This window comes from Blastococcus saxobsidens DD2 (genome assembly GCF_000284015.1).
In the GTDB taxonomy this organism is placed as follows: Bacteria; Actinomycetota; Actinomycetes; order Mycobacteriales; family Geodermatophilaceae; genus Blastococcus; species Blastococcus saxobsidens_A.
The window spans coordinates 2,493,682-2,515,663 of the sequence record NC_016943.1 but is presented as its reverse complement, the minus strand read 5'-3'; the positions used below and the strand labels follow the sequence as shown (position 1 = coordinate 2,515,663).

General features: G+C 73.9%; 23 protein-coding genes. 5 read left to right on the top strand and 18 right to left on the bottom strand.

The features are described 5' to 3' along the window. The first annotated feature begins 31 nt into the window (after window positions 1-31). Window positions 32-949 carry an LppW family protein gene (locus BLASA_RS11885; RefSeq protein WP_014376388.1) on the top strand — a complete coding sequence of 306 codons (918 nt, stop codon included), beginning with the start codon at window positions 32-34 and terminating at the stop codon, window positions 947-949. A gap of 13 nt (window positions 950-962) precedes the next feature. Here the strand turns inward: BLASA_RS11885 and BLASA_RS11880 are convergent, their stop codons facing one another. After that, window positions 963-1,778, bottom strand: a complete 816-nt coding sequence (locus tag BLASA_RS11880) for a GNAT family N-acetyltransferase (protein ID WP_014376387.1) — start codon at window positions 1,776-1,778, stop codon at window positions 963-965. A 115-nt stretch (window positions 1,779-1,893) separates the two neighbouring features. On the opposite strand from BLASA_RS11880, the gene coaA reads away from it, so the two are divergent. Then, window positions 1,894-2,856 (top strand): type I pantothenate kinase, encoded by a 963-nt coding sequence (gene coaA / locus BLASA_RS11875; protein WP_051005173.1) that lies wholly within the window; start codon window positions 1,894-1,896, stop codon window positions 2,854-2,856. Between the two features lie 206 nt (window positions 2,857-3,062). After that, entirely contained in the window at window positions 3,063-3,266 is a 204-nt protein-coding gene (locus BLASA_RS11870) for a DUF5999 family protein (RefSeq protein ID WP_041776431.1), read from the top strand. 93 nt (window positions 3,267-3,359) lie between these two features. On the opposite strand, the gene gcvP is transcribed toward BLASA_RS11870, so the two are convergent. The 12 genes from gcvP to BLASA_RS11810 all read right to left on the bottom strand — a co-directional run bounded on the left by gcvP (window position 3,360) and on the right by BLASA_RS11810 (window position 15,468). Next, entirely contained in the window at window positions 3,360-6,398 is a 3,039-nt protein-coding gene (gene gcvP / locus BLASA_RS11865; protein WP_014376384.1) for an aminomethyl-transferring glycine dehydrogenase, read from the bottom strand. 223 nt (window positions 6,399-6,621) lie between these two features. Continuing rightward, window positions 6,622-7,158 carry a MerR family transcriptional regulator gene (locus BLASA_RS11860; protein ID WP_051005171.1) on the bottom strand — a complete coding sequence of 179 codons (537 nt, stop codon included), beginning with the start codon at window positions 7,156-7,158 and terminating at the stop codon, window positions 6,622-6,624. 234 nt (window positions 7,159-7,392) lie between these two features. Beyond that, complete coding sequence (locus BLASA_RS11855) at window positions 7,393-7,887, bottom strand: bifunctional nuclease family protein (protein WP_014376382.1); 495 nt, start codon at window positions 7,885-7,887, stop codon at window positions 7,393-7,395. A gap of 116 nt (window positions 7,888-8,003) precedes the next feature. Further along, window positions 8,004-8,738, bottom strand: coding sequence for a MerR family transcriptional regulator (locus tag BLASA_RS11850; RefSeq protein WP_014376381.1), 735 nt, complete (start codon window positions 8,736-8,738; stop codon window positions 8,004-8,006). Between the two features lie 76 nt (window positions 8,739-8,814). Further along, window positions 8,815-9,330 (bottom strand): FHA domain-containing protein, encoded by a 516-nt coding sequence (locus BLASA_RS11845; RefSeq protein ID WP_014376380.1) that lies wholly within the window; start codon window positions 9,328-9,330, stop codon window positions 8,815-8,817. A 265-nt stretch (window positions 9,331-9,595) separates the two neighbouring features. Continuing rightward, window positions 9,596-10,000 (bottom strand): glycine cleavage system protein GcvH, encoded by a 405-nt coding sequence (gcvH, locus tag BLASA_RS11840; protein WP_014376379.1) that lies wholly within the window; start codon window positions 9,998-10,000, stop codon window positions 9,596-9,598. Window positions 10,001-10,082: 82 nt separating this feature from the next. Further along, window positions 10,083-10,868 carry a DUF881 domain-containing protein gene (locus tag BLASA_RS11835; protein ID WP_014376378.1) on the bottom strand — a complete coding sequence of 262 codons (786 nt, stop codon included), beginning with the start codon at window positions 10,866-10,868 and terminating at the stop codon, window positions 10,083-10,085. Then, a complete protein-coding gene (locus BLASA_RS11830; protein ID WP_041775731.1) occupies window positions 10,865-11,197 on the bottom strand; it encodes a small basic family protein in 333 nt (110 codons plus the stop codon). The genes BLASA_RS11835 and BLASA_RS11830 overlap by 4 nt, the downstream gene beginning before the upstream one ends. A 4-nt stretch (window positions 11,198-11,201) precedes the next feature. Next, on the bottom strand, window positions 11,202-12,107 hold the full coding sequence (locus BLASA_RS11825) for a DUF881 domain-containing protein (RefSeq protein ID WP_041775730.1): 906 nt from the start codon (window positions 12,105-12,107) through the stop codon (window positions 11,202-11,204). Then, window positions 12,104-12,769 (bottom strand): CDP-alcohol phosphatidyltransferase family protein, encoded by a 666-nt coding sequence (locus BLASA_RS11820; RefSeq protein WP_166486536.1) that lies wholly within the window; start codon window positions 12,767-12,769, stop codon window positions 12,104-12,106. The genes BLASA_RS11825 and BLASA_RS11820 overlap by 4 nt, the downstream gene beginning before the upstream one ends. 158 nt (window positions 12,770-12,927) lie before the next feature. Further along, window positions 12,928-15,009: an elongation factor G-like protein EF-G2 gene (locus BLASA_RS11815; protein WP_014376374.1), complete on the bottom strand. Its 2,082-nt coding sequence runs from the start codon at window positions 15,007-15,009 to the stop codon at window positions 12,928-12,930. 144 nt (window positions 15,010-15,153) lie between these two features. Continuing rightward, window positions 15,154-15,468, bottom strand: coding sequence for a DUF2243 domain-containing protein (locus tag BLASA_RS11810; protein ID WP_014376373.1), 315 nt, complete (start codon window positions 15,466-15,468; stop codon window positions 15,154-15,156). 54 nt (window positions 15,469-15,522) lie between these two features. Between BLASA_RS11810 and BLASA_RS11805 the strand changes: the two genes are divergently transcribed. After that, window positions 15,523-15,723: a hypothetical protein gene (locus tag BLASA_RS11805; RefSeq protein WP_014376372.1), complete on the top strand. Its 201-nt coding sequence runs from the start codon at window positions 15,523-15,525 to the stop codon at window positions 15,721-15,723. Between the two features lie 201 nt (window positions 15,724-15,924). Here BLASA_RS11805 and purU read toward each other — a convergent pair whose 3' ends face one another. Together purU and BLASA_RS11795 are read right to left on the bottom strand one after the other, a co-directional pair. Next, window positions 15,925-16,797, bottom strand: coding sequence for a formyltetrahydrofolate deformylase (gene purU / locus BLASA_RS11800; RefSeq protein ID WP_014376371.1), 873 nt, complete (start codon window positions 16,795-16,797; stop codon window positions 15,925-15,927). A gap of 241 nt (window positions 16,798-17,038) precedes the next feature. Beyond that, complete coding sequence (locus BLASA_RS11795; protein ID WP_014376370.1) at window positions 17,039-18,202, bottom strand: 5-methyltetrahydropteroyltriglutamate--homocysteine S-methyltransferase; 1,164 nt, start codon at window positions 18,200-18,202, stop codon at window positions 17,039-17,041. Between the two features lie 260 nt (window positions 18,203-18,462). Here BLASA_RS11795 and BLASA_RS11790 point away from each other — a divergent pair, with 260 nt between their 5' ends. Further along, window positions 18,463-19,092 (top strand): antibiotic biosynthesis monooxygenase family protein, encoded by a 630-nt coding sequence (locus BLASA_RS11790; protein ID WP_231839452.1) that lies wholly within the window; start codon window positions 18,463-18,465, stop codon window positions 19,090-19,092. A gap of 18 nt (window positions 19,093-19,110) precedes the next feature. Here BLASA_RS11790 and BLASA_RS11785 read toward each other — a convergent pair whose 3' ends face one another. From BLASA_RS11785 to BLASA_RS11775, 3 genes are read right to left on the bottom strand one after another with little or no spacing between them, the layout of a single operon-like run. Beyond that, window positions 19,111-20,130 carry an amidohydrolase family protein gene (locus BLASA_RS11785; protein ID WP_014376368.1) on the bottom strand — a complete coding sequence of 340 codons (1,020 nt, stop codon included), beginning with the start codon at window positions 20,128-20,130 and terminating at the stop codon, window positions 19,111-19,113. After that, window positions 20,127-20,951: a DUF1932 domain-containing protein gene (locus BLASA_RS11780; RefSeq protein ID WP_014376367.1), complete on the bottom strand. Its 825-nt coding sequence runs from the start codon at window positions 20,949-20,951 to the stop codon at window positions 20,127-20,129. Before BLASA_RS11780 ends, BLASA_RS11785 begins: the two co-directional genes overlap by 4 nt. Next, complete coding sequence (locus tag BLASA_RS11775) at window positions 20,948-21,946, bottom strand: VOC family protein (RefSeq protein WP_014376366.1); 999 nt, start codon at window positions 21,944-21,946, stop codon at window positions 20,948-20,950. Before BLASA_RS11775 ends, BLASA_RS11780 begins: the two co-directional genes overlap by 4 nt. Between the last annotated feature and the right edge of the window lie 36 nt (window positions 21,947-21,982).

The window sequence follows — 21,982 nt, the reverse complement described above, 5'->3', positions numbered from 1 at the left end:
TGACCTGCTGGCCGCCGGGTAGAAGTCCGGAGTGCCACATCCAGTTGCGTCACGCCGATCCCGGTCCGCGAGGATCGCGCTGCTCGCGGTCCTGCTGACCGGTGTCCACCTGCTCGCCCTGCTGCCGGCCGCCCCTGGGCGCGCCACGGCCGGCGGCCGGCCTCCGGACAGCCTCGTGGCCGACGCGGTGCGCGACTACGGGCGGTCCGGCACACTCGCCGTCGTGGTCGCCCGCCAGCACTCTCGTGCCACCGAGGGCAGCATCCGCGCTGTCGAGGCACGCGCGGCCCGCCGGGCCGCGTACGGCTCCGACAACGGCCCGGTGAGCAGCCGGCCGTTCCCGACCGCATCGATGGTCAAGCTGTTCATGGCCGAGGACATCCTCACCCGGGCGCGCGAGGGCTCGATCGAGCTCACGGCCGACGAGTCCGACCTGCTGCGCGACATGATCCGACGGTCGGACGATCCGGCGGCCTCTCGTCTGTGGGTGTGGTTCGACGGCCCGCAGATGGTGCGCGACGTGGCTGAGCGCTACGACCTGGCGGGCACCGGCCCTCCGCCGGCTGAGATCCCCGGCCAGTGGGGGCAGGCGGTCACGACGGCGCAGGACGTGGCCCGGTTCCTCGCGTTGCTACCGGTGGTCGCCCACCCGGACGACGCGAGGACGCTGCTGGGCTGGATGCGGGGGACGACACCCCGGGCCGCCGACGGCTTCGACCAGCGGTTCGGCCTGTTCGGCACGCTCCCGGGCGATCCGGCCGTGAAGCAGGGGTGGATGTGCTGCGTCGACGGCCAGCGGCATCTGCACTCGGTCGCCGTGGTCGGCTCCCGGGTGGTCGTGCTGCTCAGCGAGGCCCCGCGGTCCGTGGACTACGGCGCCGCGCGCAGGGCCCTCACCGCGGCCGGGGCGGCGATCGCCGCCGGCATCGAGACCCCCGGCGACAGGTGAGCCGCCGGCCGGGTCACTCCCCCGGCGCCTGCAGCTCGGCGACGCCGGTGGTGGCGATGCGGGCGAACCCGATCCGCTCGTAGACCCGCGCGACGTCGTCGTCACCAGCCACCAGGAACACCAGGTCGGCAGTCTCCCGGGCGTGCGCGGCCAGCGCGGAGGCGATGCCGGCGCCCAGGCCCCGCCCGCGGAGCCTCGGCAGGGTCGCGATACCCACGATCTCGCTGACCTCGGTCCCGTCGATGTCGACCGGCTGGTGCCAGCCCACCGCGACCGGCTTGCCGTGCTCGATGGCGACGATCATGACGGTGCGACCGTCGGCGATCCGCTCCCGCAGCACGGCGGTGCGTCGCGCGGCCTCGGCCGAGTCGTCGAGCAGCACCTCCTCGACGTCGGCCGCACCGCCCGGGTGAGCGAACGCGAGCGTGGCCACCTGCTGGTAGTGCGGCAGCTCGGGGTCGTCCCCGCCCACCAGGAACAGCCGGACCCCCGCCGGGAGCACCACGTCGACCGGGTCGTCGGCCACCAGCAGCGGCAGCTCCTCCACCGTCATCCCGGCGGCCCGGGCGGCGGCGCCGACCTCCGGGGCGCACTCGGGCACCCATTCCAGGGCGGCCGGGAGGCCGGCGGCCTGCTGCAGCGCGACGGCGGCGCGGATGTCGTCGACGGTGACCGGATCGCCGTCCCGTCGGGGGCGGGCCGGGAAGGGCCAGGCCGGATCGGCGATCGGGACGTCGAGCGCCCCGGCCGTCTCGATCCGCGCGTCCGGCAACGGTGCAGCGGCGAAGTACCGCTCGATGCACTCGAGCAGCCCCGGGTGGGAAGGCACGCCGACGACCCTAGACGGGTGCCGTCCCGGCCGGGTGCTGCGCCGGCGCTCCAGCGGGCCCTGCCCACCCCCGAGGGTGACCCGCGCGCAGGTCGCTCCCGGGTGGGACGGCACGATGGGCCCTGTGACGGCTGGGACGCGTGGCTCCATCTCGCCCTACGCGGTGTTCGACCGCGACTCGTGGCGGGCGCTCGCGGCCGGGTCCAGCCTGCCGCTGGACGCCGCCGACCTGGACGACCTGGCCTCCCTCGGTGATCGCATCGACCTCGACGAGGTGGCCACGGTCTACCTCCCGCTGGCCCGGCTGCTGAGCCTGCACGTCGCCGCCAGCCGCCGCCTGTGGGCAGCGCAGAGCGACTTCCTCGGCGACACCACGGCCAAGGTTCCCTTCGTCATCGCCGTCGCCGGCAGCGTCGCCGTCGGCAAGAGCACCACGGCCCGCCTCCTGCAGACCCTGCTCGCGGCGACCCCGGGCGCCCACCGGGTCGACCTGATCACCACCGACGGCTTCCTGCTGCCCAACGCGGTGCTGGAGGAGCGTGGCCTGCTCGGGCGCAAGGGCTTCCCGGAGAGCTACGACCGCCGGGCCCTGCTGCGCTTCCTGGCCGACGTGAAGTCCGGCCGGGAGGAGGTGTTCGCGCCGGTGTACGACCACCAGTCCTACGACATCGTGCCCGGGCAGGTGCAGGCGGTCGACCGGCCGGACATCCTCGTGCTGGAGGGGCTCAACGTCCTCCAGGCCGGCCGGCGCACCGACGGATCGGCTCCCGACATCTTCCTGTCGGACTTCTTCGACTTCTCCGTCTACGTCGACGCCGCCGAGGCAGACATCCAACGCTGGTACGTCGAGCGTTTCCTGGCGCTGCGGCGGACCGCGTTCCAGAACCGCGCCGCCTACTTCCACCGCTTCGGCGCGCTCACCGACGAGCAGGCCCACGAGACGGCGCTGGACATCTGGGCCGCGGTGAACGGGCCGAACCTGCGGGACAACATCGCACCGACCCGCTCCCGGGCGCGGCTGGTGCTGCAGAAGTCCGCGGACCACTCGGTGCGGCGGGTCCTGCTCCGCAAGCTGTGATGCCCGGGGAGACGCCGCTCGCACGGCGTCACCCATGCGCCGCCGCGGAGCACCATGGCAGGACCTGACGACCCCTACGGGTGATTCGGTGACCTGCATCACGTGACCTGGGCCCCGGTCGTGCCGACACTGAGGGAGAGTCCGGTAATCGGATGCGTACCACCGGTGACTGCCGGCTTCCTCCCGGCGAAACGGAAGTGACCGCCATGTGCACCCACCGCACCCCCTGCCCCGAGCCCGCCAGCGATACCCGTGACCTGGCCGCTGTAGTGAGCAGCCACCCCGAGCAGGGCTGGCGGCTGCTCTGCAACGGCGTCGTGCTCTTCGACGACGACGGCGCCCTGCTGCCCGACGGCCGCGCCGTCGCCGACCACCACGTCTGGCTGGCCCCCCAGCCGGTCAGCGCCTGAGCGAGGGCCCCTTCGGGGCCCGCTCCCCCACCGCCCGCCGCGCCGCCTGCTCGATGCGGTGGCGACGGCCGGCGTGCCGGTGAACGGCCTCCCTCAGTTCCGGGCGCCGACCACGTCGGCCACCGTGCCCAGATCGTCCGGCGCACCCGCGGTGCGGCCGGCCACCTCCTGCGGCTCCGGGTCGGCGAACGCCTCCGGCGGCGGGCACGAGCAGACCAGGTTGCGGTCGCCGTAGGCCTGGTCGATGCGGCGCACCGGGCTGAGGTAGCCGCGGTCCTTCAACCGCGGCACCGGGTGGACCGCGGTGCTGCGCGGGTACGGCCGGTCCCACTCCCCCGCCACCATGGCCAGGGTGTGCGGCGCGTTGCGCAGCGGGTTGTCGGTGCGGTCGTACTCGCCGGTGGCCACCTTCTCGATCTCACCGCGGATGGCCACCATCGCCTCGACGAACCGGTCGAGCTCGGCCTTGTCCTCGCTCTCGGTCGGCTCGACCATCAGCGTGCCGGCGACCGGGAAGCTCATCGTCGGCGCGTGGAACCCGAAGTCGATCAGCCGCTTGGCGATGTCGTCGTTGGTGACGCCGGTGGCCCTGGTGAGCGGCCGGATGTCGAGGATGCACTCGTGGGCCACCAGCCCGTTCGTGCCCGTGTAGAGCACCGGGTAGTGCTCGCGCAGCCGGGCGGCGAGGTAGTTCGCCGCCAGGATCGCGTGCTCGGTGGCCCTGGTCAGCCCGTCGGGCCCCATCAGCCGCAGGTACGCCCAGGAGATGGGCAGGATGCCCGCCGACCCCCAGGGAGCGGCGGACACGACCGGGCCGGAGGCGCCGGTGTCCACGACCGGGTGGCCGGGGAGGAACGGCACCAGGTGCTCCCGGACGGCGACCGGGCCGACCCCGGGCCCACCGCCGCCGTGCGGGATGCAGAACGTCTTGTGCAGGTTCAGGTGGCTGACGTCGGACCCGAACCGGCCGGGCCGGGCGAGCCCCACCATCGCGTTCAGGTTCGCCCCGTCGACGTACACCTGGCCGCCGGCGTCGTGGACGGCCGCGCAGATGTCCTGGATGTCGGTCTCGAACACGCCGTGGGTCGACGGGTAGGTGATCATCAGCGCGGCCAGCCGCCCGGCGTGCTGGGCGACCTTCGACCGCAGCTCGGCCAGGTCGACGTTGCCCGCCTCGTCGCACGCCACCACGACCACCCGCATGCCGGCCATGACGGCGCTGGCGGCGTTGGTGCCGTGCGCGGAACTCGGGATCAGGCAGACGTCGCGCTCGTCCTCACCCCGGGACCGGTGGTAGCCGCGGATCGCGAGCAGTCCGGCGAACTCGCCCTGCGACCCGGCGTTGGGCTGCACGCTGACCGAGGCGTAGCCGGTGATCTCCGCCAGCCCGGCGCACAGTTCCTCGATCAGCCGGGCGTAGCCGCGGGCCTGCTCGGCCGGCACGAACGGGTGCAGGTCCGCGAACTCCGGCCAGGTGATGGCGGCCATCTCCGCGGCCGCGTTGAGCTTCATCGTGCAGGAGCCCAGCGGGATCATCGTGCGGTCCAGCGCCAGGTCCTTGTCGCTCAGCGAGCGCAGGTAGCGCAGCATCGCCGTCTCCGAGCGGTGCGCGGAGAACACCGGGTGGGTGAGGAACGGCGTCCGGCGGCGCAGCTCCGGGGGCAGCGCTCCGTCGTCGCCCCATCCGGCCAGACCGCCGTCGTCGAGCGATGCGTCGTCGGCGGCGATTCCGAACGAGGCGGCGACGGCCCGCAGGATCGCCGGCGTCGTCGTCTCGTCACAGGCGACGGCGACCGTGTCGGCGTCGACCGGGCGCAGGTTGATCCGGCGCTGCGCCGCGGCGGCCAGCACCTCACGGGCTCGTCCCGGAACCCGCACCTCGATGGTGTCGAAGAAGCGGTCGTGCACCAGCTCGAGCCCGCCCGACCGCAGCCAGCCCGCCAGGGTCGTGGCGCTGCGGTGCACCCGGGCGGCGATCGCGGCCAGCCCCTCGGGCCCGTGGTAGACGGCGTAGGCGCCGGCCATCACGGCCAGCAGGACCTGCGCGGTGCAGATGTTGCTGGTCGCCTTCTCCCGGCGGATGTGCTGCTCACGGGTCTGCAGCGCCAGCCGGTAGGCGACGTCGCCGTCGGCGTCCACGGAGACGCCGACCAGCCGGCCGGGCAGCTGCCGGGCCAGCCCCTCGCGCACCGACAGGTAGCCGGCGTGCGGGCCGCCGTAGCCCATCGGGACGCCGAAGCGCTGCGTCGTGCCGCAGGCGACGTCGGCCCCCCACTCCCCCGGCGCCTCCAGCAGCGTGAGCGCCAGCAGATCGGCCGCGACGACGACCGAGGCGCCCGCCTCGTGCGCCGCGGCGGCCAGGGCCCGGTGGTCGCGGACCGCGCCGCTGGCCCCGGGGTAGGACAGCAGGACGCCGAAAGCACCTGCCTCGGGCAGGTCGGTGGGCCAGCCGTCGGTCAGGTCGGCGACGTGCAGCCGGATGCCGAGGGGCTCGGCGCGGGTCTGCAGGACGCCGAGGGTCTGGGGGAGGGTGTCGGCGTCGACGACGAAGACCGCCTCCGCCTTCGCGCGGCCGGCGCGTCGGACCAGTGTCATGGCCTCGGCCGCGGCGGTCGCCTCGTCGAGCATCGAGGCGCCGGCGACCGGGAGACCGGTGAGGTCGGCGACCGTCGTCTGGAAGTTGATCAGCGCCTCGAGCCGACCCTGGCTGATCTCGGGCTGGTAGGGCGTGTAGGCGGTGTACCAGGCCGGGTTCTCCAGCACCGTGCGCTGGATGACCGGCGGGGTCACCGTGCCGTGGTAGCCCAGGCCGATCATCGAGGTGAAGACCTCGTTGGCCGCGGCGCGCTCGCGCAGCAGCGCCAGGACGGCCGCCTCGCCCTGGGCCGGTGGGAGGGCGAGTGGCTCGCGGTCCCGGACGCCCTCGGGGACGCAGGCGTCCACCAGCGCGTCCAGGGACGGGTGACCGACCACCTCGAGCATCGCGGCGGTGTCCGCGGGTCGGGGGCCGATGTGGCGGCCGGCGAAGGAACCGGCGGGGTCCAGCGACGTCAGCGGAGGAAGCGGCCCGGCCAGCGGCGGAGGGGCGTCGCCGCCCTGCGTGACCCGGGGCTGCGCGGCGCGGTCGCTCACTGCTGCGACGCTACCAGTGCAGCCGGCGACCTCCGGGACGGCTGAGGCGTGCGAGGTCCCGACGAGCGGGGGCCCGGAGGGTCCCCCGAGGAGTGGACGGGATGCACCTCGCGAAGCGGTCCCGACGAGCGGGGGCCCGGAGGGTCCCCCGAGGAGGGACGGAAAGGGCTCAGCGCAGGTTGGGACGGCACCTGGCCGCGGTTGTCGTCCGGAGGACGACAGATCACATGGCGCGGCGGCGACGGCGCATCGACAGCTCGTCGTCGGACGGGACGACCTGCCCACCGTCGATCCGCTCGGCCGGCAGCTCGGCCAGCTCGCCGGAAAGCTCGCGCAGGGCCCCGGAGACGGCGATGCCGAAGACGCCCTGACCGCCGGCGAGCAGGTCGACGACCTCCTCGGCGGAGGTGCACTCGTAGACCGTCGCGCCGTCGGAGAACAGCGTGACGTTGGCCAGCTCCTTCACCCCGCGCTGGCGGAGGTGGTCGACGGCCTTGCGGATGTTCTGCAGCGAGACACCGGTGTCCAGCAACCGCTTGACGACCTTCAGCACCAGGATGTCGCGGAACGAGTAGAGCCGCTGGGTGCCCGACCCGGTGGCGCTGCGCACCGAGGGGGCGACCAGGCCGGTGCGGGCCCAGTAGTCCAGCTGGCGGTAGGTGATCCCGGCAGCGGCGCAGGCGGTCGGGCCCCGGTAGCCGACGAGGTCGGTGTCGACCTCGTCGTACGCGGGGGCTCCGACGGCGGCGTCGCTGAACAGCTGACCCTGCGAGCCGTTGCTCTGGTCGCTCACGTCCAGCGTCCTCCTCTGTCCCGCCACGCCTGCGGCAGGTCGACGGATCGTCACCCGTTGTTCTCAGGTGTCACACCGTTGTTGTTCGCCGACGGTAAGCCGGGCCGGGAGGGCGGTCAACTGAGCGGGGCGGCGTGTCGCCACACCCGCCCCATTTCGGGTGATGTCGCGGCGGTACCTGCCGATAGGAACCTGATGGGCTCAGGTCGCCGGGCCACCGCCGGAGCCGGAACCGGCCCCGAAGTCCTCCGGGGAGATCTGGTCGAGGAACTCGCGGAACTTCTCGACCTCGTCCTCCTGTTCGTCGGGGATCTCGATCCCCGCCTCGTCGAGGAGGTCGTCGGCGCCGAAGATCGGCGCCCCGGTCCGCACCGCGAGGGCCACCGCGTCCGACGGGCGGGCGCTGACGATCCGGTCGTCGCCGAACACCAGCTCGGCGATGTAGATGCCGTCCCGCATCTCGGTGATGTTGACCGCCTCCAGCTCCGCACCCAGCGTCCGGACCACCTCGCGGAGCAGGTCGTGCGTCATGGGGCGGGCCGGGCGCACACCCTGCTGCTCGAACGCGATCGCGGCCGCCTCCACCGCACCGATCCAGATCGGCAGGTAGCGCTCACCCTGCGTCTCCTTCAGGAGCAGGATCGGCTGGTTGCCGGGCAGTTCGACGCGGACGCCGACGACTCGAAGCTCCTGCACGGTGCGGCTCCCTCGGCTGCGGCCCGGGGATCGGGCGGGACGGTGGTGATCGGGCGGCCGGTGACGGGTCGGTGCGTCGATCGGCGCGGCCGGCGACGGCTCCACGGTACGCCGCGTCAGGGGCGCAGGAAGTCGCGCAGGCGCGTCTCGAGCAAGGCGGTGTGCAGCTGCGCCGACAGCGCCGCGAGTTCGGCGAGCTTCTCGGTCGCGCGGGTGCGCGCCTCGTCGGATCGGGCGCGGAGGACCGGCGCCACCAGCTGCTCCACCAGCCCGGCCTCGCGTTCCACCGCGGACCGGTACACCCGCAGGTGCCGCGGCTCGATGCCGTGCCGGGCGAGGCCCGCCGCGGCACGTGCGATCGGCAGGTCGGTGGCCGGGTGCCGGCCCTGCGCGTCGGTGGACAGCAGCCCGAACTGCACGCAGTCGGCCAGCTGGTCCGGCTCGAGGCCCGCAGCCCGGGCGAACTGCTCCGCGGTCAGCGGGGCCGCGGAGCCCTCGTCCGTGGACGCCGGCGGCAGGGGCGCCGACCCGCTGGTGGACCCGGGCAGCGGCTCCCCCCGGTCGAGCGCATCGAGGTGGTCCTTGATCACCCGCAGCGGCAGGTAGTGGTCCCGCTGGGCGGTGAGCACGTATCGCAGCCGGCTGACGTCGGCCCGCGAGAACTTGCGGTACCCCGACGGGGTCCGCTGCGGGTGGACCAGGTCCTCGGACTCCAGGTAGCGGATCTTGCTGATCGTCACGTCGGGGAAGTCGTCGCGAAGAACAGCCAGCACCTCGCCGATGGTCAGGCGTGGCGCGTGCTGGTCGCCGGCGTCCCCGAGCGCACGCTCGCGCTCGGGCACGGCGGTCACGCCCCTTCCCCGCCGGGACCCCGTCGCGGGATCCCGGGCCGCGGTCCCGACCTGCGGAAGATCGCCGGACGGTGCACTAGCGAGCGGCCGGCTCGCCCGTGCGCGGGCCGGTCAGGTACACGAGCCGGAACTTGCCGATCTGCACCTCGTCCCCACCGGCCAGGGTGGCGACGTCGACGGGCTCACGGTTGACGTAGGTGCCGTTCAGGCTGCCGACGTCGTGCACCGAGAAACCGCCGCCCTCGCGGTGGAACTCGACGTGCCGGCGGCTGACCGTCACGTCGTCGAGGAAGATGTCGCTGTCGGGGTGCCGGCCGGCCGTCGTGACGTCCTGGTCGAGCAGGAAGCGGCTGCCCGCGTTGGGGCCGCGCTTGACCACCAGGAGCGCCGAACCCGCCGGCAGCGACTCGACGGCGCCGGCGTGTGCATCCGCGCCGTCGGTGACCTCCGGCTGGTCGCCGGAGTCCTCGCCACCGACCTTGGGGATCACGCTGGTCGCCTCGCCGATCCGCTCGGGGGCGAGCGCCGCACCGCACTGCGCGCAGAAGCGACTGCCCTCGGGGTTCTCGTGGCCACATCGAGTGCAGTGCACGTTGCGTCTCCTCCGGTACGAGGGGCCCGCCGCGGGGCCTCGAACGGGCCGCGGGCGGCCGGCGGACGGTGGGCCGGACGGCCCGCCGTGGGACGACCGCCGCGGGAGGGCGGCGGACCGTGGGTCATGGAACCAGCCGGTCGGCCCGAGGGTCAACCGGACGGGCGGAGCCGGGGCGGGCGGTTTCTCCGCAGGTCCTCCGCCGTTCCCGGTACCAGCGCGATCATAGTGAGCGACGCCGGGAGCAGCCTCCCGGCGGCCCCGGCTACGAGCCCTCGATCAGCGCCTGGTAGGCGGCCGCGTCGAGCAGCAGGCCGATCGGGTCGCCGACCTCCACCGGGACCGCGATGTCGACCAGCCAGCCCGCGCCGTACGGATCGGCGTTGATGGTCTCCGGCGCGTCGGTGAGCCGCTCGTTCACCGCCGCGACCACGCCCTTCACGGGGGCATAGATGTCGGAGACGGACTTCGTCGACTCGACCTCGCCGATGGCCGTCCCGGGGGCCACCTCCGCACCCACCTCGGGCAGCTGGACGAAGACGATGTCGCCCAGCGCGTCCTGGGCGTGGTCGGTGATCCCGACCCGGACGACGGGCGACGTGCCGTCGGTGCCCTGCACCAGCGCCCACTCGTGCTGGTCGGTGTAGCGGCGGTCGTCCGGTGTTGCCATGTGATGCGTCTCCAATGGGTGCTACGGCCTGCCTGCAGGGGCCGCCGCGAGCGTGCGAGCGGTGGGGCAGGGAGGTCCTCGATCAGTCGCCGGTGTCGGGCGCAGCGTATTGAGGGCGGTCAAGCGGCCGCAACGCGTCCACGACCAGCGCGGGCGACTGGGTGATCTCCACGGTGCCGCCCACCCGCTCGATGCTCTGGACGATGCCGCCGGGGATGAACATGGCCGTCTCCATGTTCTGCGGCTCCCCCAGGACGACGAACTCGTAGGGCGCCCGCAGCGGTGTGCCGTCGACCCGGAGCGCACCGGGCCGCCCCGTGACGGCGCTGGACAGCCCGATGCGGACGCCGTCGATCTGCATCGTCTCGGCGCCGGCGCCACGCAGTTCCTGGACGATGTCGATGATGTCGGAGACCCCGACCTCGTCCGAGGGGTCCCGGACAATGAGGGTCAGTCCGGGTCCCTGCGCCGGCAGCGTGCCGCCCAGGATCCCCAGGGTCTCGGCCCGGCGGCGCGCCTCCTGCAGGGCCGTGGCCGTCCGGCTGTCGGAGCCGGTCAGCTCCCGCAGGGCCGCCCGCTGGTCGGCCAGCTGGGACCGCAGCCGGTCCTCCCGGCTGTCGAGCTCGTCGAGGATGCGCACGAGGTCCTCCTCCCGTGCACCGGCGAGCATCTGCGCCTCGTCCGCGTTGCGGACCTGGACGGCGAGCGCGAAACCCAGCAGCAGGGTCAGGACGCCGATCAGCGCAGCGGCCAGCGGGTCACGGCCCCGCCGCCGCACCGTCGCGGTGGCCGGCGGCTCCCCGGGAGGAGCCCCGCCGACCGCATCGTCGGCAGGCGCCGGGGCGTCGGACCGCTCGGCGTCGGTCATGCCCGGAAGACGTGCCGCCGGATGGCCGCGGCGTTGCCGAAGATGCGGATGCCGAGCACGACGACGACCGCCGTCGACAGCTGGGCGCCGACCCCGAGCTGGTCGCCGAGGAAGACGATGAGCGCGGCGACCACGACGTTGGAGACGAACGAGATGACGAAGACCTTGGCGTCGAAGATGCCGTCGAGCCGGGCGCGGAAGCCGCCGAACACCGCGTCCAGCGCGGCGACCACGGCGATCGGCAGGTAGGGCTGCAGCCAGAGCGGGACCGTGGGGTCGAACAGCAGCCCCAGGAGGACGCCTGCCGCCAGTCCGAGGATGGGGATCACGGCGTCAGCCTCCGGGGGTGGGGTCGGCACCGGTGGCCGCGCGGGGACCGACCGGTTCGGCGGAGCGGAGCTCGGGCGGGCTGGCGGCGGGCAGGGACAGCTCGTCCTCCTTGGCGAAGTCGAAACGGAGCCCGAAGTTGAGCGAGTCCTCGGCCAGGGCCTGGACCTGCGGGTTGAGGAGGAAGGCGTTGGCGAGCTCGTCCGGGTCGCCGACGGCACTGATCTCGTACGGGTCGGTGACCGGCCGGAAGTTGACCAGGACCGCCTCTCCGGCGAAGCGGATGGCGCTGGTGGGCCCCAGCCGCTGGCCGTTGATGCTGATCGCCTCCGCGCCGGCGGCCCAGAGGGCGTTGACCACCCGCTGCAGGTCCCCGTCCTGGACCCGGCCGAGGGGGTCGACCACCGCCGAACCGCCGCCCACGAGGTCGTCGTCGGCCTCCGCCTCGGCATTGGCCAGGGTGACGAGCAGCCCGGGGCCGGTGACGGCGACGGCCGCGGTGCCCTGCTCGGCCCGTGCCAGGGCGTCCCGTGCCCGCTGCCCCACCACGGTGGCGTCGAGCAGCTCGTCGCTGGTCCGGCTCACCTCGGTCCGGAACTCGGCGAGCTGGTCGACCAGTTCGTCGCTGACCGACGACGCCTGCTGGATGTCGCGCACCAAGGCGGCGCGGATCTCCTGCCGGCCCTGCGCCCGGTCGGCGGCCTGGTCGTACGTGACCGCGGCGAGCAGGCCGGCCACGGCCATCGTCAAGGCGATCAGCACCCGCCCGCGCCGGCGGCGCGGCGGTTCCCCGCGGGCGTCCCGCGCGGCGGCCGCCTGGGCGTACGCCGGGTCCAGCGTCTCGGCGAGGACGTCGTCGAGCAGCGAGGCGCCCAGCGACCGCACGCCGCCCGCGGGTCGTCGGCCGGTCACGACCGGCGTCCGCGGCCCGCCGACCGCTCGGCGGCCAGCAGTCCGACCACCTGGATGACGTAGAAGACCCCCGCGAGCAGGTACAGCGCGGTGCCCCAGATGGCGAGGGCCCAGGCGAACGGCGCGGCGAGGGTCGCCAGGAGCCCGTCGCCGTCGGCCAGCAGGAGACCCGGGAAGGCGTAGAGCAGCAGCAGCGTGGCCGCCTTGCCCAGGTAGTGCACCTGCAGCGGCGGCCAGCCGTGAGCCCGCAGGACCAGCAGCATGACGCCGAGGACGACCTCCCGGCCCAGGAGCAGCGCCATCATCCAGACCGGCACGACGTCGCGCAGGGCCAGCGCCACCAGCGTCGAGACGATGTAGAGGCGGTCCGCCGCGGGATCCAGGAGGACGCCCAGACGGCTGCCCTGGTCCATCGACCGGGCGATCTTGCCGTCGGCCCAGTCGGTGAAGCCGGAGACCATGAGGACGACGACGGCCCAGCCGTCCTCCTCCGGGCCGAGCAGCAGCCACAGGAACAGCGGGACGCCCAGCAGCCGGAGCACCGACAGCGCGTTCGGCACCGTCCAGATGCGGTCCGGCAGCGCATCCCGGCCGGTTCCCGCGGGGGGCGTCCCGGCGCCGGGTACGGGTGCGGGAGCCGACGGCCCGCTCGACGACGTCACGTTCCCTCCAGCCCCTGCACTCCCGTGCCAGAGGCTAGTCGAAGGACCGGTGTCCCCCTCGCCGCTCGCATGCTCGTGGCGGGCGTGAGGGGCTGGAACGGCCCCGCCCGGGGTCCCGCCCTGAGCCTGCGAGGAGTGGGAAGGACGCCGGTCCTTCGTCAGGCGGGCACCGCCATCCCGGCCGGAGCGGGTTCGTAGCCCAGCGGACGGCGGTCGAAGCTGGCCGTCCCGTGCGTGACCGAGCGGAGGACGCCGGGGTAGCCCAGCAGCTCGACCTCCGGCACCTCCGCACGCACCGTGGTGCGGTCCCGGCCGTCCTGGGCCTCCGAGCCGGTCACCCGGGCGCGCCTGGAGGACAGGTCGCTCATGACGGCGCCCACGTACTCGCTGGGCACCTGCACCTCGATCTGGCACCACGGCTCCAGCACCCGGGTCCCGACCGCGGCCACCAGTTCCCGCAGCGCCAGCGCCCCCGCCGCCTGGAACGCGGCGTCGGAGGAGTCCACCGAGTGCGCCTTGCCGTCGACCAGGGTGACCCGGATGTCCACCAGCGGCCGGTCGCCGTTCACCCCGCGCTCGGCCTGGGCCCGGACGCCCTTCTCCACGCTGCCGTGGAACTGGGTGGGCACCGTCCCGCCGACGATCTGCTGCTGGAACACGATCCCCGAGCCGGGCGGTCCGGGCTCTCCCTCGACCACGACCACGGCGTACTGCCCGTGGCCGCCGGACTGCTTGACGTGCCGGCCGGTCACGCGGGCCGGGCCGCACAGCGTCTCCACCAGCGGCACCCGCACCGGCACGGTGGCGACGGTGACGCCGTGCCGGGCGCTCAGCCGCTCGAGGAGGACCTCGGCATGCGCGTCGCCGACGCACCACAGGAGCAGCTGACCGGTGTCGGCCCGCCGTTCCAGCCGGACCGTGGGGTCCTCGGCGGCCAGCCGGGCCAGCGCGGTGGCCAGGCGGTCCTCGTCGGCCCGCGAGGCCGCCTCCACCGCGACCGGGAGCTGCGGCACGGGCAGCTGCCACGGCGGGACCAGCCGCGGCTCGTCGGGGCTGCTCAGGGTGTCCCCGGTCTCCGCCGTGGTCAGCCGGCTCACCGCGCAGATGTCGCCCGCCGGGCAGGCCGCCACCGGGCGCAGCGCGGCGCCCAGCGGTGCGGACAGGACGCCGATCCGCTCGTCGGCATCGTGGTCGGGGTGGCCCCGCTCGGCCATCCCGTGACCGGAGACGTGCACGGCGGCGTCGGGCTGCAGCGTGCCGGAGAAGACGCGGACCAGGGAGACCCGGCCGACGTAGGGATCGGTGGTCGTCTTGACGATCTCGGCGACCAGCGGGCCGTCGGGGTCGCAGGCCAGCGGTGGCGCCGCCGATCCGTCGAGGTGCGTGACCGGTGGGCAGCCGTGCTCGGTGGGGCAGGGGAACGCGGAGACGAGGAGGTCGAGCAGCTCGCGGACGCCGACGTCGGTCACCGGTGAGGCGCAGAGGACCGGGTGGAAGTGCCCCCGGGCGACGGCGGTCTCCAGGTCGGCCACGAGGTCGTCGACCGCCAGCTCCTCGCCGGCGAGGTAGCGCTCCATCAGCGTCTCGTCCTCGCTGTCGCCGATGATCCCCTCGATCAGCTCGCCGCGGAGCCGGTCGGCGTCCTGGTCCCCGACGGGCACGGAGTCGACGTCCGGCTCCAGCAGCGACACCAGCCCCCGGGCCGCCCCGTCGGGGCCGCGTTCGATCAGGTGCAGGGGGTAGACCCCCTCCCCCAGCATCAGTTGGCAGAGCCGGACGGCCTCGTCGACGTCGGCGCGCGGCCGGTCGATCTGGCTGAGGACGACGGCGCGCGGCATCCCGACCGCGGCGCACTCCTCCCACAGCTGCACGGTCGCGGCATCCACCCCGGCCACCGCGGAGACCACGAAGAGCGCCGAGTCCGCGGCCCGGAGCCCGGCCCGCAGTTCCCCCACGAAGTCCGGTGAGCCGGGAGTGTCGAGCAGGGTCAGCCGGTGGCCGGCGTGCTCGACGGTGGCGACGCCGAGGGAGACCGAGCGCTGCTGGCGGACCTCGACCTCCTCCCCGTCCAGGCACGTGGTCCCGTCCTCCACCCGGCCGGCGCGGGTCACCGCCCCCGTCGCGGCCAGCAGCGCCTCGGCGAGGGTGGTCTTCCCGGCGCCCGCCCGCCCGACGAGCGCGACGTTGCGCACCTTCGCGGCCGGGCGCGGAGCGGGAGCCGGGGGGATGTCCTTGCCCATGGGGCGTCACCTCGGGCCTGGTCGCCGGGGACGGCGGCCCGTGCGCGGTGCACGGCGTCTCCCGGCTGGCGGATGTGTCGTGGATCACAGCCTGCCGTGTCGTCGGTGCCCGGACAAGGCCCACGGGCCTCGCCGGCGCCCCGTTCAGGTCCTGCGGAGTCGGGCCGTGGAGGCGAGGCGACGCACGCCACGGCGGTGGAGGAACCTCCCGCCCACGAGCAGGACCGCTCCGAGCGCCAGGAAGCCGAGGTCCCGGCCCAGCGGGGAACCGAGGTCGTCCCGTACGTGGTGCGCCCCGAGGATCTGGTGGTCGATCAGCCCCTCGACGAGGTCGTACAGCCCCCACCCGGCCAGCACGAGGCCGAAGACGAAGCCGCTGAAGCCCAGCCCGTAGAGCAGTCCGGACGACCTCGTGGGCTTGCGTGCGGCGCTGGGAGTGGTCCCGGGAGCGGTCGTCATGCCGCAGCGCTACCCCCCTGCTGCGGCGGCACGCCGGCGTCGCATGCTGAGGGCATGACGACCGACCACGCCGCGGGCCGCGACCAGGAGACGGGGCGGGCGCACGCCGTCCTGCGCACCACCGCCGACCTGCCGGCCCCGTGGGCCGCGCTGTGCGGCGCCTCGGTCGGGGTGGTGCAGGGGCGCTGGGACGGCCCCCGCGGGACCGGCTCCGCCGACCCCTGCCCGGAGTGCCTCCGCCTCGCCGCCGGCTGACGGCGGACCCGCCCTCTCACGGCGGGTGGTGCCGCCGATCCGACGATCGACCGGTTGTTGGGGATAACGGAAGTGGGACGGCGCGACGCCGCCCGGGTGCCGACGCCGCCACAGGTGTCCGGCCCGGATCATCGCGGCAGCCCCGCCGCGCCACCGGGGCGTCCGCCCGCTCCGGAGCCGGGCTCCCGAGCGGGCGCACGGTCACTCGAAGACGACGGTCCGGTTCCCGTAGATGATGACCCGGTTCTCGGTGTGCCAGCGCACTGCGTGCGCCAGCGCCCGCGTCTCGGCCTCCCGGCCACGGGCGGCGAGCTCCTCCGGGTCCAGCGCGTGGCCGACCCGGAGCATCTCCTGCTCGATGATCGGCCCCTCGTCGAGGTCGGCGGTGACGTAGTGCGCCGTCGCCCCGATGAACTTGACCCCCCGGGCGTGCGCCTGGTGGTACGGACGGGCGCCCTTGAAGCTGGGCAGCATCGAGTGGTGGATGTTGATGGCCTTGCCCCCCAGCTCCCGGCACAGGTCGTCCGAGAGGATCTGCATGTAGCGCGCCAGGACCACCAGGTCGACCCGCTGCTCGCGCACGATGTCCAGCAGTGCGGCCTCGGCCTCCGGCTTGGTGTCACGGGTGACCGGGATGTGCCTGAAGGGGATGCCGTAGAAGTCGGCGATGTGCTCCAGGGTGGGGTGGTTGGAGACGATCGCGACGACGTCGAGGTTGAGCTCGCCGATCGAGTTGCGGAACAGCAGGTCGTTGAGGCAGTGCGCGTACTTGCTCACCATGATCAGCACGCGCTGCCGCTCGGCAGCGTCGGCCAGCCGCCAGGACATCCCGAAACGCTCGGCGGTCCCCTCGAAGGCCCGGCGCAGCGCCGGGAAGTCCAGCGGCGTGCCGTCGACGTGCGAGAACTCGACCCGCATGTAGAACCTGCCGGTCGTGGGGCTGTCGAACTGGTGGCTCTCCAGGATCGTGCACCGCTCCTGCACGAGCAGGCCGGACACCGCGTGCACGATGCCCGGTGCGTCCTCGCAGGACAGCACCAGGACGCCGTGCTGACCGTCGGCGGGTCGCGTCATCACGCCTCCTCTCACGGATCGCTCCCCCGGGGCCGATGCGCCGGCCGCTGTCGGGGCCTTCCGGCCCGTGCCGCTACGCGAGCCCCGGAGCCGGGGCGCCGAGGACGGGCCACTCACTGCCAACCTATGGCGTGGATCACGTCCGCCGAATGCCGCAGATGACCTCCCCTGAACGGCAGGAGGTGTCGGGTCGGCTGCGACAATAGACGTAGCCGCGGCACGGATCGCCGACGGCGGCGGGTCAGCCCCAGACCTCCGCCGCCGTCTCCACGACCAGCTCCAGCTTGGCCCGCTGGTCGTCCAGCGTGAGGGCGTTCCCCTCGACCGTCGAGGAGAAGCCGCACTGCGGCGACAGGCACAGCTGCTCCAGCGGCACGTACCTCGCCGCCTCGTCGATGCGCCGCTTGAGGTCGTCCTTCCGCTCGAGCTCGGCGCGCTTGGTCGTGACCAGACCCAGGACGACCCGCTTGCCCGGCGGCACGAAGCGCAGCGGCTCGAAGCCCCCGGAGCGGGCGTCGTCGTACTCGAGGAAGAACCCGTCGACCTCCAGCCCACCGAAGAGCGACTCGGCGACGAAGTCGTACCCGCCCTCCGCCACCCAGGACGAGCGGAAGTTCCCCCGGCACAGGTGCGTGGTGACGGCGAGCCCCTCCGGCCGACCCGCGAGCGCGGCGTTCACCTGGCGGATGTACCGCTCGTGCAGGTGCTCGGCGTCCCGCCCCTGCGCGGCGATCTCCGCGCGCTGCGCCGGGTCGTTGAGGTAGGCGAGGCTGGTGTCGTCCAGCTGCAGGTACGTGCAGCCGAGCGCGGCGACGCTGCGGATCTGGGACGCGTACGCCGCCGACAGCGCCGCCCAGAACGCGTCCTCGTCGGGGTAGACCTGCGGATCGATGGACGCCGCCCCGCCGCGGTAGTGCACCATCGACGGCGACGGGATCGTCAGCTTCGGCGTCTGCTCCGGGGACGCGACGCTCCGCAGGAAGTCGACGTGGTCTCCGAAGATGGGCTCCTCGATCGCGAGCGGCCCGTCGACGTGCAGCCCGGCCGGAGCCCAGTCGATCGACCCGTCGGCGTTCTTGAAGTGCACCGGGCGGCCTTCGCCCTCCACGCGGCGGATGCCGGAGATCGCGTAGATGAAGTCCATGTGCCAGGTGGCCCGCCGGAACTCCCCGTCGGTCGCGGTGCGCAGGCCGAGGTCCCGCTGCATGCGGACGGCGTCGGCGATCGCGTCGTCCTCGACGACGCGGAGCTCCGCGTCGTCGATGCGGCCCGACGCGCGGTCGGCACGGGCGCGGAGCAGCCGCTCCGGGCGCAGGAGGCTGCCGACGTGGTCGGCGCGGAAGGGTGGCCCGGAGCGATCGGCGGGAGCCTGGTCGGTTCCCGGGCGGTGGGTGGGACCGGACACGTGCGTCTCCTCGTCGTCGTTGCCGTGCGCGGCACGGGTGTCGATGCGCCGGTACCGCGCCCCTCCGGCGCCGTCCGCGATCCGGGAGGCGGGTCGGCACCGGACCTGCCCGGAGCCTACGACCGCCGCGCCGGGCGGACGCCGCCCCTGTCGGGGCAGCCCGGGCCGGCGATCGGTCTCTTCCGCTCGCCGGACCGAGCGGGCACGCTGTGCCGAACGGCGCGCCCGGGACGGCGCCCCTGCCGGCACCCGGAGGACGAGTGGCTCAGCTGCATGCCCGATCGACCAGCATCCAGGGCGACCCCCGGTCGGTGGACGAGGCGACCACCTACGTCCGCGACCACGCCATGCCCGCGCTCGAACGGGTGGACGGCTGCCTCGGCCTGTCGATGCTCGTCGATCCCGGCACCGGCCGGTGCATCGTCACCACCTCCTGGCGGGACGAGGCGGCGATGCGCTCGAGCGAGGAGCACGTGCGAGCCTCCGCGGAGCGCACCGCCGAGATCCTCGGCGGCCGCCCGGAGCTCGAGGAGTGGGAGGTCGCCGCGATGCACCGGGTGCACGAGGCCCACCACGGGTCGTGGTCGCGCGTCACCTGGCTGCGCACCGAGCCGGCCTCGGTCGACCGCGCCGTGGACGCCGTGCGGCTGTCCCTGATGCCGAAGCTGGACGACCTGCCCGGCTTCTGCAGCGTGAGCGTGCTGGTCCGCCGCGCCGACGGGCTCAGCGTGGCCGCGGTCTCCTACGACAGCCGGGAACAGCTGGAGCAGGCGAGCGAGGGCGCGCGCGAGTTCCGGGAGGAGTTCGCGCCCACCATGGGCATCCGGACGGCCGGCACCGGCGAGTTCGGCGTCGCGATCGCGCACCTGCGGGTCCCCGAGACCAGCTGAGCGTCCCGGGGGCTCCAGTCACCGCCCGGCACGCGCCAGAGCCGCACCCAGCCGCGGGTACACCCGGCGGACGTTGCCCTCGAAGACCGCCGCGCGCCCCTCCTCGTCCAGCGCCGAGGCCTCGACGTAGCGGCGGGTGTCGTCGAAGTGGTGGCCGGTGCGCGGATCGATCCCCCGCACCGCGCCCACCATCTCCGAGCCGAACAGGATGTTCCGGGTGTCGATGACCTCCAGCAGCAGGTCGATCCCGGGCTGGTGGTAGACGCAGGTGTCGAAGAAGACGTTGCCCATGACGGTGGTCTCCACCGGCGGCTGCTCCAGCATGTCGGCCAGCCCCCGGTAGCGCCCCCAGTGGTACGGCACCGCTCCCCCACCGTGCGGGACCACCAGGCGCAGGCCGGGCAGGTCGCTGAAGAGGCTGCCCTGCAGCAGCTGCATGAACGCGGTGGTGTCGGCGTTGATGTAGTAGGCGCCGGTGGCGTGGAACGCCGGGGTCGCCGACGCCGACACGTGCACCATCGCCGGCACGTCCAGCTCGACCATCGCCTCGTAGAACGGGTACCAGCTCCGGTCGGTCAGCACCGGTGAGGTCCAGTGGCCGCCGCTGGGGTCGGGGTTGAGGTTGCACCCCACGAACCCGAGCTCCTCGACGCAGCGGCGCAGCTCGGCGATGGAACCGGTGAGGTCCGCACCCGGCGACTGGGGCAGCTGCGCGACCCCCACGAAGCGGTCGGGGAACAGCGTGGCGACGCGGTCGATCAGGTCGTTGCACCGGCGGGCCCACTCCAGGCTCACCGCGGCGTCGCCGACGTGGTGCGCCATCGCCGAGGCCCGGGGTGAGAAGAGGGTGACGTCGATGCCCCGCTCGTCCATCAGCCGCAACTGACCGGCCTCGATCGTCTCGCGGATCTCGTCGTCGCTGATCGAGGGGTACGCCGGCGGGGTCGTCCCGGCCTGCCACGCCGCGACCTGCTGCTCCCGCCAGGCGGTGTGCGCCGCCGGGGCCGTGGTGTAGTGCCCGTGGCAGTCGATGATCACCGGTGCTCCGCTCCCCGGGCGGCCACCGCGGCGGTCCCCACCTGCCCGGCGGCCGCGGCATCGCGCAGCTCGGCCAGGAGATCGCGCGCGGCTGAGGCCACGCGAGCGGGCACCCCCAGCTCCTGCAACTGCTCGGTCGCCGCGGTCATCTCGTCGGCCCGCCTCCGGGCGTGGGTGTGGGTGCCGTCCACGAGCCGGTCGACGGTCCGCTCGTCGAAGCCGGCCAGCTCGGCGGCGATGTTGCCGCGCAGCCAGTCCGCGCAGCCCGCGGTCTCGGCCCCGCGCAGCGCCTCCACGACGGCGGCGGCCAGGCCCTTGTAGAAGACGCTGCGCAGCAGCTTGCGGGAGATCGCCGTCCCGGCCGGCCCCTCCTGGACGGTGACGTCGGCCCCCAGGCCGGCGAACACCTCGCGGAAGCGGGCCGCCCCGTCCCCGGAGACGAGCATCGGCGTACGCAGGCCCTTGCCCGGCACCGGCGACATGAGGGCGACGTCGACCACCGGGACGTCGTGCGGTGCGGCGCGCTCCGCCAGTGCCACCTTGACGCCGGGGCTCGCGGTGTTGAGGTCGGCCCACAACGTGCCCGGGCGCAACGCGGGCAGCGCGTTGCCCAGTGCCGTCACGGCGTCGTGGGAGCTGTTGACGCTCAGCACGACGTCGGCGTCGGCGACCGCCTCGGCCTCGGAGCCCCGCTGCCGTACGCCGTCCACGGCGAGGCCCAGCGGGTCGTACCCCCGGACGTCGGCTCCCGCGGCCACCAGGTCGCGGGCGATCTCCGATCCCGCCTCGCCGAGCCCCAGGACGGCGACGGCGACCGTCACGAGGCCTGGCCCTCGGACCCGACCGGGGCGTCGCCGTCCACCCCCGTGGGCGTCACCGGCGGCGTCCCGTGGGTGTGGAAGGTCTCGATCGTCTTCAGGCCCCACGCCTGGCCCTTGGCGCGCTCGGCCTCGGACCAGTCGATCGGCTGCCAGTCGGGGGCGAAGACCAGCCGGGCGGCAGGGTTGTCCAGCTCGATCCGGTTGCCGGCCGGATCCCAGACGTAGAGGAAGAAGCTCTGCTGGATGGTGTGCTTGTGCGGTCCGGTCTCGATGTGGACACCGTGCTCCAGCGCCAGGTCGGCGGCCCGGATGATGTCGTCCCGGCTGTCGACGGCGAACGACAGGTGGTGCAGCCGGCCCGCGGTGCCGGTGTTGTCCTTGGTCCAGACGACGTCGTAGCCCTTGTTCGTGAACGTCGTCCAGGTGCCGGCGACCGAGCCGTCGTCCAGCACGATCTGCTCGGTGATCATCGCGCCCAGGGTGTCCACGAAGAAGTCGCGGTTCTCCACCGGGGTGACGCCCAGGTAGTTGATGTGGTCGATCCGCCGCACGCTGACCCCGCGGCCGGGGTAGGCCTGCGCCTGGTTCTTCAGCGCCGGCTTGAGCGCGCCCTCGGGCCGGTACCACTCGGTCTCGTAGTAGACGCCCATCTCGTGGCCGTCCGGGTCGGTGAAGACGTAGACCGGCCCGTAGCCGGGGTCCCCGTCCTGCCAGCCCACGCCCTGCCCGGTCTGCTCGATGGCCTCGACCCGCCGCTGCAGCGCCTCGGGGGTGCTCGCCCGGAAGTTGGTCCGGCCCACCCCGGGCCGCGGAGCCGCGGTGAGCTTGATGGTGGTGTTCTCGTAGTCGTCCCAGGCGCGCAGGAACACCGAGTTCCCTGCCGAGCCGTTCTCGGTCATCCCGAGATAGCGGACGTAGAAGTCGAGACACTCCTCGGGCTTGTCGGTCAGCAGTTCGACGTGGGCCAGATGCGCGATGTCGTGCAGGGGTGGCACGGGCTCTCCTAGGAGTCGGATGTCGGTGCGGTACGG